Raw genomic sequence first — 11214 nt, forward strand, 5'->3', positions numbered from 1 at the left:
GTTTATCCGGCGGGCGAGGGGGCCGGGCGGGGCGCGCCGGGGGGCGGGGGGGGGGGCGTGGGTGGCGTGGGTGGTCACGCCCAGCGCGACGAAGCGGACATCGCGCCCGGCCGCGGCGTGGTCGGCGGCCGCCGCCTCGCCCCGGCTCTTGTCGCGAGCGGCGAGAAATACCCGCCAGCCCGAGCCAGCCAGCCGGCGCACGGTTTCCCGGCCGAGTCCCTTGTTGCCCCCGGTCACCAGGGCGATCGTCTGTGTCATGCACCCAGATTCGCGCTGAGCCCGGCTCCGCTCCAGTGCCGGTATGGCATAGGACGGGCGGTACCAGGGCCTAGCGCGCGAGAACCGCCGGTTCGGACCCGACCCGCGCGGCGGCGACGCGAATGCCGCGCAGCAGCAGGATCGCCGCGATCACCACCACCGGACCCGGCGTCGGCTCCACGATCACCGCGCACACCACGCCCCAGCCGAGCACAGCCCACGCGAGGAACTCGGGCGGCACGATGCCGCGCCGGTCCATCCACACGATGAGCGCGCCGACGAGCAGCAGCGGCCAGCCGAAGCCGGCGGGGTTGGCCCAGAAGCTGTTGGCGGCGCGGGTGTCCTGCCACCAGTGACCCCAGAGTTCGAGCGTCAGCCATTCGTCGAAGGAGGACGCACTGATCAGCAACCCGAGCGTGAGATGTCCGCCGCCGATGATCGCCAGAATCCAGCCCGCCCACCGGATCGTCCGCTGTCTATCCTGCTCCATCATGAGCCCCTCACATATATACGGAAGCGTATAAGTTGCAGCGTACCGGTCATTTATCCGTATGCGTATGGGTCTTCGGGTATGGACTGCGCCACAGGGAGTGGGATCGGCGGTACCACCCAGGGCGCGCGACCCTCCGGCACCATGGAGACGTGGACAGAGCGGAATTGGCGACGGTGCTGCGCGGCGCGCGGTCCCGGCTCACCCCCGCCGACGCGGGGCTGCCTGCCGGTGCGCGCAGGCAGGTGCCCGGGTTACGGCGCGAGGAGGTCGCGAGCCTGGCGGGCGTGAGCGTCGACTACATCGTGCGCCTGGAGCAGGGGCGCGGGCCGAAGCCGTCGGATCAGGTGCTGGCCGCGCTGACGAGGGCACTGCGGCTCACCGATGTCGATCGGGATCTGGTCTATCGGCTCGCCGGGGCCGAACCCCCACTGGCAGGACGGATTCCGTTGGTGATCCGCCCGAGCGTGCAGCGACTGCTGGACCGACTGGCCGATCTGCCGGTCCTTGTCCTCTCGGCGAAATCCGACATCCTGGCCTGGAATCCGCTGTCGGCGGCGCTACTCGGCGACTTCTCGGCCATTCCGCCGGCGCAGCGCAATATCATGTGGCAACGATTCCTCGGCACAGGCATGGGTCGCGTCGTCATGACCCCCGAGGAGGCCGACAGCAATGCCGCCGCCTGCGTCGGTTGTCTGCGCGCGGTCAAGGCCAGCTATCCGGACGACCCCGACCTGACCCGGCTGATCACCGAACTACGCACCGGCAGCGAAGAATTCGAATCCCACTGGCGCGCGGGCCGCTCCAGCGCCATGCACAGCCTCACCAAAACCATCGCCCACCCCGACCTGGGCACCCTCACCCTCGACTGCGACGCCATGCACGTCCCCGACACCGACCAGACCATCATCATCTACTCCGCACCCCCGAACACCCCCACCGCGACAGCCCTCGACCTCCTCCGCGTCACCGGCCTGGAATCCTTCGATCCGAGCTAGCCGATCCACCTCGCCTCATATTACGAATCATTGATATTTTGAATATCGGGGAACCGGAGGCACGATGGCGACGACGGTGGAGATCCCGGACGAGTTACTCGCCGAGGCCCTGCGCCTGACCGGGCTACCCACCAAAAAGGCGGTCATCAATCTCGCGATGTCCGAACTCGTCCAGGGCTATCGCCAGCGAGAAGCCCTGGCGCGCCTCGAGCAGATGGATCACAACCCGTTCCTGACCGGCGAGGAGCTCGCGGCCCGGTGAGCGCGGCCACCGTCCGGCCCAGGTATCTGCTCGACCACTCCGTCATGTCGCACTATCGGACGAACGCCGCCGTCGAACGCACCATCGACGAACTCGCGATCACCGGAGCGTTGTGCACGTCGACGGTCGCGATGGATGAGGCGCGGTTCAGCGCCCGCAACGCCGCCGACCTCGGCTACCTCACCGAGCTCTACGATTCGGTCTTCCACTGGCTCCCCGCCGACGACATGGTCGAGGACAATGTCCGCCGCATCCGCACCGCCCTGTCGAAGATCGGCGCGGGCCGCGGCGCCCAGAACACCGACGTCCAGATCGCCGCGGTCGCCCTGCGCCACGACGCCACCGTCGTCCACAACGACACCGACTTCGTGACGATCGCGCGCGCCCTTCCCGAATTCCGCCAGCGACGAATCACGCCCAGCTGAATATCGCGCGGGACTGGAATGGCGCGGCGTCCGGGGCCGGGTATGTGACGCGGTTCGAGGTGCGCACGGACTTTCTCGACAACTACGAGGTCCAGCAGGCCGGTGGGCGCGAGATCCTCGAATATTGGATTCCCGCAGAGGATCTCGCGCAGTTCAACCAGAACATCGTCGGCACGATCGAGGTGGTGCGGCGGTTCCCGGAGGACGCGCCGGTGCCCGGCTGATCAGGCTCAGGAGGAGACGCCTGCTCCCTGTCCGTCGCGGAGGGCGGCGACCGCCCGCGCGGTCTCGGCCATCACCAGTTCGGCGTTGATCTGCGCACCGGCCATGGCGCCCGCCGCAGCCGCCGCGCCGACCTGCGCCGACGGGTCGGTGGCGTTGCCGGCGATCCAGACGCCGGGGACCGCGGTGCGGCCGGCCGGGTCGGCGGGGATGTAGTCGCCCATGCCGGACGGGTGCGGCTCGGGGGTGAGGCCGAGGTCGGTGAGGAAGGTGGCGCGGGTGTTCATGCGTGGAGCGACCACGAGGGCGTCGCGGAGGATCGTGGTGCCGTCGGCGAGCCGGACGCCGGACAACGCGCCCTCGGTGGACAGCACCTCGGTCACCTCGCCGTCGACGATCGAGATACCCCGGGCCACCAGCTTTTCCGCGTCATCGGCGGTAAGCGCGGGTGCGGTGTGGGTGAGAAAAACGATGTCGTCGCTGAGCTGACTGAACAGCAGCGCCTGGTGCACCGACATCGGGCCGCCCGCCAGGATGGCGATGCGCTGGTCGCGCACCTCCCAGCCGTGGCAGTACGGGCAGTGCAGGACGCCGTGGCCCCATTGTTCGCGCAGGCCGGTGACGTCGGGGAGTTCGTCGGCGAGGCCGGTGGTGACGAGGATGCGGCGCGCGGTCACCGTGCGGCCGTCGTCCAGCGTCACCCGGAACTCCGGCGCCGAGGCGCGGACCGAGTCGATGGTCGGCACACCGTCAGCCTTGCGACCGGCCCCGCCCGCGACCGACCCGGAGTCCGAATCAGTCTCGCCACCAACCGTTTCCGCGCGGCGCTCGACCGTGACGACGCGCCCCGACACCACATGCCCGCCGTAGCCGCGCACCTCGGCACGTCCCCGCTCGAGCAGTTCCAGCGGCGGCATCCCCTCGCGCGCCAGCAATCCGTGCACCCCGTCGGCCGGTGCGTTGCGCGGCGACCCGGCATCGATCACGGCGACCGAGCGGCGGGAGCGGGCGAGCATGAGAGCCCCGTTCAGTCCGGCCGCCCCGCCGCCGAGCACCACCACGTCATAGGTTTCGTTCAACTCAGTCATCTCGACCTCCTTCGCGATCCACCTTGCGCCCCCAACCCGCGCACTGGCAACTTCCTTTGCCGATATGGCAAACTGTCCAGCATGGACGACCTCGAACAGGCACTCGACGCGGTCGGCCCCCGGCTGCGCACGCTGCGCAAACAGCGGCAGACCACCCTGGCCGACCTGGCGGCCGAGACCGGCATCTCGGTGAGCACCCTGTCGCGCCTGGAGTCCGGCGACCGCAAACCCACCCTCGAACTGCTGCTGCCCCTGGCCAAGGCGCACGACGTGACCCTCGACGAACTCGTCGACGCCCCGCAGACCGGCGACCCCCGCATCCACCTGCGCCCGGTCACCCGGTTCGGGATGACCATGCTGCCGCTCACCAAACGCGCGGGCGGCATCCAGGCCTTCAAGATGATCATCGCCCCCAACGCCCGCACCACCCCCGAGCCGAAGGTCCACGAGGGCTACGAATGGCTCTACGTCCTCAACGGCCGCCTGCGCCTGGTCCTCGGCGACAACGACATCGTCCTCACCCCCGGCGAGGCCGCCGAATTCGACACCCACGTCCCGCACTGGTTCGGCACCGCCGACGACAACCCCGTCGAATTCCTCAGCCTCTTCGGCAAACAGGGCGAACGAGCCCACCTGCGCGCCCGCCCCAAAGGCGCCGACTGATCAGCCTCACCGAAGAGCCGTGGACAGCCACCCGGCGAGGACCGCGGCGAGTTCGCCGGGGCGCTCCCTGGCCACGAGATGACCGGCACCGGCGATCCGGTGGACGGCGGCCTGCGGCACCAGGCGCAGGAATTCGTCGACATAGGCATCGGCGACGGGCGTGCGCTCACCGGCTCGTACGAGCAGCGCGGGCATGTCCAGCGCCGCAGCGGCCTGCCCGAGCTGAGGAATCCTGGCGAGGATGTCCTCGACGATCTCGACATACGAACCGAAATCCGGCGCCCCACCGAGAAACTCGCGGACGCGGGTGGGGTCCATAGTCGGCACGACATCCACCAGCACCACACCGGCGACCCGCTCGCGCACCGCGGGATCGCCGAGGGCGGTGAGCGCGGCCAGCCCGCCCAGCGAGGCACCGACGACGACACAGCCGGGCGGTTCGTTTCGGATCATCGCGGCGATGTCGGCCGCGCAGGTCGTCACCGATCGCGCGGAACCACCGCTGTCCCCGTGCCCGCGCAGGTCGTAGGCGAGGCACCGGTGGCCCGCCGCGACCAGACCGCCGACGACCGGCTCCCACACCTGGCCGCGCTCACCGCCGGCGTGTAGCAACAAGACGGTCGGCCCGACGCCCGCCGACCACCCACGTAGGACAGTCCCATCGGGCCGTACGAGCTGCCGGCGATCGGGATTCAGCGGATCACCCACGCGAGTTCCTCCTCCTTGCACGCGGCGCGCCGATCGGCACCGTCTGACGCTGGTGACCTCAGCCCTGCAGCGCGGCGATCAGCGCCGGGCTCAGGGCGAGCGCCGGCAGTGATTCCACCAGCAGGTCGACCAATTGCTCACGGGTGATGGGCTTTTCGGTCATCCAGGTGAGGATGGTCTCCTCGACGAAGGCGATCCAGCCGCGGATGGCGAGAGTGAGGCGGGCGAGGTCGGGGTCGTCGGGGGGTAGCGGGAGTTCGCTGACGATGAGATCGGCGATGGCGGCGCGGGTTTCGTTGACGTAGCCGACCATGTCGGGGGTGACGCTGGCGGGGCCGCGGAGCACCGAGCGATAGGACGCCGAGTGCTCGGTGGCGTAGTCGACGAAACGCTCGATCGAATCGCGCAGCATGTCGAACAGCGACAGTTCGCGGTTGGGCATGACGGCGTGGAAGAACTCGGTGCTCACGTGGCGGGCGATCGCCTCGTGGAACTCCTGCTTGGACGCGAAATAGTGGAACAGCAGCCCACGCGAGATGCCCGCCTGCTTGGCGATGTCGTCGACCGAGACCTCTTCGAGCGGCCGTTCGGCCAGCATCTCGGCGCCGAGGTGGATCAGCTGCAGCCGCCGCTCCTCGGGGCTGAGCCGGATCCGCTTGGTCGCTCCCGAACTCCTGATACTCACATCGACCATCCTAGCCACTACTGAACTATGCTCAATAGCTGTTGACTCCGTCTCAATAGCGACGTAGTCTGGGTTACATGAGTCGCAAGGTTACAGACAAAGCTGTCGAAAACCGCGCCGCGCGCCACTTCGAGACGATCATCGTCGGCAGCGGATTCGCGGGCCTCGGTATGGCGATCCGCCTGCATCAGCAGGGTCGCGATGATTTCCTCGTCCTCGAGCGCGGCAGCGACGTCGGCGGCACCTGGCGGGACAACACCTACCCCGGCGCCGCCTGCGACGTGCCCTCGCACCTGTACTCGTACTCGTTCGCGCTGAACCCGGACTGGTCGCGCTCGTTCTCCAAGCAGGGCGAGATCCAGGCCTACATCCGCAAGGTCGCCGAGCAGAACGACGTCCTCGACAAGCACCTGTTCGACTGCGACGTGCTCGGCATGCGCTGGAACGCCGAGACCGGCCGCTGGGACATCACCACCAGCAAGGGTGACTTCACCGCCCACACCGTCGTCTCCGCCGTAGGCGCGCTGTGTGAGCCCTCGCTGCCCGACATCAAGGGCATCAACGACTTCGAAGGCGACATCTTCCACTCGGCGCGCTGGGACCACGATGTCGAGCTCGCGGGCAAGCGCGTCGCGGTGATCGGCACCGGCGCCTCGGCCATCCAGATCGTGCCCGCGATCGCGGGCAAGGTCGCCCACCTCGACCTGTACCAGCGCACCGCGCCGTGGCTGCTGCCGCGCATGGACCGCCCGTACCTGCTGCCCGAGCGCCTGGCGTTCAAGTACATCCCGGGCGTGCAGCGCCTGTCCCGCGCGGCCATCTACGCCGCCCGCGAGACCCAGGTCGTCGGCCTGGCCAAGTACCCCGCGCTGATGAAGATCTTCGAGACCATCTCCCGCGGCAAGCTGCTGGCCGAGGTCCGCGACCCGGTCAAGCGCGCCAAGGTGACCCCGAACTACCGCATCGGCTGCAAGCGCATGCTGATCTCCAACGAGTACTACCCGGCGATCGACCGCGACAACGTCGACGTGATCACCGACGGGATTGCCGAGGTCAAGGCCGGTTCGATCGTCACGAAGGACGGCACCGAGCGCGAGATCGACGCGCTGATCGTGGCCACCGGCTTCCACGTCACCGACTCCCCCGCGTTCGAGACCATCGTCGGCCGCACCGGCCAGACCCTGTCCGAGCAGTTCGACGAGGTCGGCCAGCGCGGCTACAAGGGCTCGGCCATCGAGAACTTCCCGAACATGTTCTTCCTGCTCGGCCCCAACGTCGGCCTGGGCCACACCTCGATGGTGTTCATGATCGAATCGCAGATCAACTACATCGCCGACGCGCTGGCCACCATCGACGAGAAGAAGCTGGAGACCGTCGAGGTCAGCCCCGAAGCGGTGCGCGTGTACAACCGCGAGCTGCAGGAGAAGATGGCGAGCAGCGTGTGGATGAACGGCGGCTGCGCCAGCTGGTATTTGGACAAGCACGGCAACAACACCACGCTGTGGCCGGATTTCACCTTCCAATTCCGTAGGCTGACCAAGAATTTCGACGTCGCGGCCTACAACACGACCTCCTCGACCGACTCCGACACCGAACTGAAAGTGGTGGCAGCACAGTGAGCAAAGATGCTTACTTCACGAACAAAGTCTGTGTGATCACGGGCGCCGGTTCCGGCATCGGCCGCGCGCTGGCCGAGAACCTGGCTCGCCGTGGCGCCAAGCTGGCGCTGTCCGACATCGACGCCGAGGGCCTGGCCGAGACCGTGCGCATCGTCGAGGCGCTCGGCGCGCAGGTGAAGTCGGACCGGCTCAATGTCGCCGAGCGTGAGGCGTTCCTGCTCTACGCCGACTCGGTGAAGGCGCATTTCGGTGTCGTGCACCAGATCTACAACAACGCGGGCATCGCCTACCACGGTGACGTCGTCAAGACCGACTTCAAAGACATCGAACGCATCATGGACGTCGACTTCTGGGGCGTCGTCAACGGCACCAAGGCGTTCCTGCCGATGCTGATCGAGTCCGGCGACGGCCACGTCGTCAACGTGTCGAGCCTGTTCGGCCTGGTCACCGTGCCCGGCCAGGCGGCCTACAACTCGGCCAAGTTCGCCGTGCGTGGCTTCACCGAGGCGCTGTACCAGGAGATGAAGATCTCGAAGGCGCCGGTCAAGGTGACCTGTGTGCACCCGGGCGGCATCAAGACCGCGGTGGCCCGCAACGCCACCTACGCCGAGGGCATCGACGGCGCCAACACCGCCTCGCTGTTCGACAAGTACCTGGCGATCCACAGCCCGGAGATGGCCGCGCAGACCATCACCGAGGGGGTGCGCAAGGGCCACGCGCGCGTGCTGATCGGCTGGGAGGCCAAGGTGCTCGACGTGAGCGTGCGCTTCCTCGCCTCGGGCTACAACCGGATCTCGGCCGTGGTCAACGGCCGGTTCATGCCGCACTGAGATTCGGGAAACGCCATGCGCGAGTTCAAGATTCCGCTGCCGATCGCCCGTGTGCTGCTCGACCCGATCTTCCGGGTCACGCTGAACGCGCGGCTGCCGGTGGCGGTGCAACGCGCCCTGCTCGACGCGGCCTCCCTGATGCAGCTGGTGCCCGACGGTTCCGTCGTGCAGCACCTGCAGCTGGGCGGCCGCCCGGCGGAGCGGGTCATCGCCGAGACGGCCATCCCCGGTTCGCGTACCGGGGCCGTGCCGCCGGAGCGGGCCGCGGGCGCGGTGCTGTACCTGCACGGCGGTGGTTACGTGGTCGGCTCGCTGACCACGCACCGGTCGCTGGTGGCCCGGCTGGCCAGGGAGACCGCCTGCGCGGTGTACTCGCTGGACTACCGGCTGGCACCGGAGCATCCGTTCCCGGCCGGTCTCGACGACGCCGAGGCCGCGTTCCTGGATCTGGTGCACAACGTCGGCTACCGGCCCGAGCAGATCAGCCTGGCCGGTGACTCGGCCGGCGGCGGGCTCGCGCTGGCGCTGGCCCAGCGCCTGATCGAACGGCACGCGATGACCCCGGCCGCGCTCGGCCTCATCGCGCCGTGGGTCGACCCGACGCAGGTGCCGGCCAAGTCCCGCGATCTGGTGATCAATCGGGCCTGGTCACAGGCGTGTGCCGCGCACTACCTCGGCGACGCCGCCGCGACCGAGGCGGGCTACGCTCCGCTCACCGGAAACCTGATCGGGCTGCCTCCCACCTACGTCCAGGTCGATGTGAGCGAACTTTTACACGACCAGTGCCGACGACTCGTCGCGGCCCTGCGTGGCGCCGGAGTGCATGTGCGCTTCACCGAGACCCGCGGCCTGTGGCATGTCGCGCAACTGCAAGCCGCGCTGGTCACCGAGGCCGCGCTGGCACTCAGCGAACTCGCGGATTTCCTGCGAGAAGCAATTCAGCCGGTATCGATCGACGATTTACGATAAGGCCTGGTGAAGGTCATTTCGGGCGGCGATATCGCGACCCGCGCGAACGTGTCGTAGATTACTGGCGAGTAGAACCCACTGGAAGGGCACTGATGCGAGAGTTCGAAGTTCCGGCTTCCTACACCATCCCGGACAACGCGAACAATTCCGACAACGTCTTCCGCTTCGGCGAGGAGTCACCGAACACGGTCTTGTTCAACGTCCCGAACGGCAGCGGCGGCTGGAACGACGTCACGGCGAAGGAGTTCGCGGCGGCCGTCACCGGCGTCGCCAAGGGCCTCATCGCCAGCGGCGTCGAGCTGGGCGACCGGGTCGCGATCATGGCGGCGACGCGGTACGAGTGGACGCTGCTCGACTTCGCGATCTGGGCCGCCGGTGGCGTCACCGTCGCGATCTACGACAGCTCGGCCGCCGAGCAGGCCAAGTGGATCCTGCAGGACTCCGAGACCAAGATCCTGGTCGTCGAGAACGACAAGCACCGCGCCACCATCGAGGAGATCGAGGCCGGGTCGCTGCCCGCGCTCACCGAGACCCTGCAGATCGACAAGGGCGCGATCGACGAGATCACCAAGCGCGGCGCCGACCTGGACGACTCGGTCGTGCACGATCGCCGCAAGCAGGTCGGCGCGGCCTCCCCGGCCACCCTGATCTACACCTCGGGCACCACCGGCAAGCCCAAGGGCGTGCAGCTCACCCACGCCAACCTGTGGGCCGAGTCGCGCTCGGGCGGCATCGAGCTGTCGGCATTCGTCACCGAGGGCCAGAAGACCCTGCTGTTCCTGCCGCTGGCGCACGTGTTCGCCCGCGCGGTCGCGCTGATCGCCTTCGACTCCAAGGTGACCATCCGCCACTCCTCGGACTGGACGACCCTGGTCGAGCAGTTCGGTGAGTTCAAGCCGGACTTCATCCTCTCGGTGCCGCGCGTGTTCGAGAAGGTGTTCAACTCCGCCAAGCAGAAGGCGCACGACGGCGGCAAGGGCAAGATCTTCGACGCGGCCGCCGAGACCGCCATCGCCTACAGCGAGGCGCTCGAAAAGGGCGGGCCCGACCTGATCCTGAAGCTCAAGCACTTCGTCTTCGACAAGCTGGTCTACAGCAAGCTGCGCGCCGCGCTCGGTGGGCAGTGCCTGGCCGCCGTGTCCGGCGGTGGCCCGCTGGGCGCGCGCCTCGGCCACTTCTTCCGTGGCGTCGGCGTCACCATCTACGAGGGCTACGGCCTGACCGAGACCACCGCCGCGTTCAGCGTGAACACCCCCCAGCACATCCGGGTGGGTTCGGTGGGTCGCCCGATCCAGGGCCACGCCGCCAAGATCGCCGAGGACGGCGAGCTGCTGCTCAAGGGCTCGGTCGTGTTCGGCGGCTACTGGGGCAACGACGAGGCCACCAGCGAGGCGTTCGAGGACGGCTGGTTCAAGACCGGCGACCTCGGTGCCATCGACGCCGACGGCTTCATCACCATCACCGGCCGCAAGAAGGAAATCCTGGTCACCGCGGGCGGCAAGAACGTCTCCCCCGCCGTGCTCGAGGACTCCCTGCGCGCGCACCCGCTGATCAGCCAGGTCATGGTGGTCGGTGACGGTCAGCCGTTCATCGGCGCGCTGATCACCCTCGACCCGGAGGCACTGCCGGGTTGGAAGGAGCGCAACGGCGTCGCCGCCGACACCGCGATCGAGACCCTGATCGAGAACCCGGCGCTGGTCGCCGAGGTGCAGGCCGCGATCGACGAGACCAACAAGAAGGTCTCCAAGGCCGAGGCCATCAAGAAGATCCGCATCCTCCCGGTCGACTGGACCCAGGAGGGTGGCGAGCTCACCCCGAAGATGTCGCTCAAGCGCGCCGTCGTGATGAAGCAGTACGCGTCCGAGGTGGACAAGATCTACAGCTGATCGTCTGCTGAACCCGGAAGGGCGGGGGCGGTTTTTGAGCCGCCCCCCGGAGCCCCGGTGGGGGCGGGGGGCCCCCGCCCGCGGGGTGTTTGGGGGGGGGGGGGGGGCCCG

General features: G+C 68.4%; 14 protein-coding genes. 9 read left to right on the plus strand and 5 right to left on the minus strand.

What is annotated here, in order from left to right:
• Positions 1-258, minus strand: a 258-nt coding sequence (locus tag QH270_RS13235; protein ID WP_280341511.1) for an SDR family NAD(P)-dependent oxidoreductase, incomplete at its 3' end; no start/stop codon positions are given.
• A 70-nt stretch (positions 259-328) separates the two neighbouring features.
• On the minus strand, positions 329-748 hold the full coding sequence (locus QH270_RS13240; protein ID WP_280341513.1) for a DUF6463 family protein: 420 nt from the start codon (positions 746-748) through the stop codon (positions 329-331).
• A 152-nt stretch (positions 749-900) separates the two neighbouring features.
• Between QH270_RS13240 and QH270_RS13245 the strand changes: the two genes are divergently transcribed.
• From QH270_RS13245 to QH270_RS13260, 4 genes are all read left to right on the plus strand, one after another.
• Positions 901-1746, plus strand: a complete 846-nt coding sequence (locus tag QH270_RS13245) for a helix-turn-helix transcriptional regulator (protein ID WP_280341516.1) — start codon at positions 901-903, stop codon at positions 1744-1746.
• A gap of 64 nt (positions 1747-1810) precedes the next feature.
• The gene (locus tag QH270_RS13250) at positions 1811-2008 is read left to right on the plus strand and encodes a type II toxin-antitoxin system VapB family antitoxin (RefSeq protein ID WP_280341518.1); all 198 of its coding nucleotides are present in this window, start codon (positions 1811-1813) and stop codon (positions 2006-2008) included.
• Complete coding sequence (locus tag QH270_RS13255) at positions 2005-2433, plus strand: PIN domain-containing protein (protein WP_280341520.1); 429 nt, start codon at positions 2005-2007, stop codon at positions 2431-2433. Before QH270_RS13250 ends, QH270_RS13255 begins: the two co-directional genes overlap by 4 nt.
• Positions 2434-2477: 44 nt before the next feature.
• Positions 2478-2657, plus strand: coding sequence for a hypothetical protein (locus QH270_RS13260; protein ID WP_280341522.1), 180 nt, complete (start codon positions 2478-2480; stop codon positions 2655-2657).
• 6 nt (positions 2658-2663) lie between these two features.
• Here the strand turns inward: QH270_RS13260 and QH270_RS13265 are convergent, their stop codons facing one another.
• The gene (locus tag QH270_RS13265) at positions 2664-3743 is read right to left on the minus strand and encodes an NAD(P)/FAD-dependent oxidoreductase (RefSeq protein ID WP_280341524.1); all 1080 of its coding nucleotides are present in this window, start codon (positions 3741-3743) and stop codon (positions 2664-2666) included.
• An 81-nt stretch (positions 3744-3824) separates the two neighbouring features.
• On the opposite strand from QH270_RS13265, the gene QH270_RS13270 reads away from it, so the two are divergent.
• A complete protein-coding gene (locus QH270_RS13270) occupies positions 3825-4406 on the plus strand; it encodes a helix-turn-helix domain-containing protein (RefSeq protein ID WP_280341526.1) in 582 nt (193 codons plus the stop codon).
• A gap of 6 nt (positions 4407-4412) precedes the next feature.
• Here the strand turns inward: QH270_RS13270 and QH270_RS13275 are convergent, their stop codons facing one another.
• Together QH270_RS13275 and QH270_RS13280 are read right to left on the minus strand one after the other, a co-directional pair.
• Positions 4413-5114, minus strand: coding sequence for an alpha/beta fold hydrolase (locus QH270_RS13275; protein WP_280341527.1), 702 nt, complete (start codon positions 5112-5114; stop codon positions 4413-4415).
• Between the two features lie 58 nt (positions 5115-5172).
• On the minus strand, positions 5173-5808 hold the full coding sequence (locus QH270_RS13280) for a TetR/AcrR family transcriptional regulator (RefSeq protein WP_280341528.1): 636 nt from the start codon (positions 5806-5808) through the stop codon (positions 5173-5175).
• 68 nt (positions 5809-5876) lie between these two features.
• On the opposite strand from QH270_RS13280, the gene QH270_RS13285 reads away from it, so the two are divergent.
• The 4 genes from QH270_RS13285 to QH270_RS13300 all read left to right on the plus strand — a co-directional run bounded on the left by QH270_RS13285 (position 5877) and on the right by QH270_RS13300 (position 11103).
• Positions 5877-7418, plus strand: a complete 1542-nt coding sequence (locus QH270_RS13285; protein ID WP_280341530.1) for a flavin-containing monooxygenase — start codon at positions 5877-5879, stop codon at positions 7416-7418.
• Positions 7415-8248, plus strand: coding sequence for an SDR family NAD(P)-dependent oxidoreductase (locus QH270_RS13290; RefSeq protein WP_280341532.1), 834 nt, complete (start codon positions 7415-7417; stop codon positions 8246-8248). Before QH270_RS13285 ends, QH270_RS13290 begins: the two co-directional genes overlap by 4 nt.
• Before the next feature lie 15 nt (positions 8249-8263).
• Positions 8264-9217, plus strand: coding sequence for an alpha/beta hydrolase (locus QH270_RS13295; protein WP_280341536.1), 954 nt, complete (start codon positions 8264-8266; stop codon positions 9215-9217).
• 92 nt (positions 9218-9309) lie between these two features.
• Positions 9310-11103, plus strand: coding sequence for an AMP-dependent synthetase/ligase (locus tag QH270_RS13300; protein ID WP_280341538.1), 1794 nt, complete (start codon positions 9310-9312; stop codon positions 11101-11103).
• Positions 11104-11214: the final 111 nt, after the last annotated feature.

It is taken from the genome of Nocardia neocaledoniensis (genome assembly GCF_029868625.1).
In the GTDB taxonomy this organism is placed as follows: domain Bacteria; phylum Actinomycetota; class Actinomycetes; order Mycobacteriales; family Mycobacteriaceae; genus Nocardia; species Nocardia neocaledoniensis_A.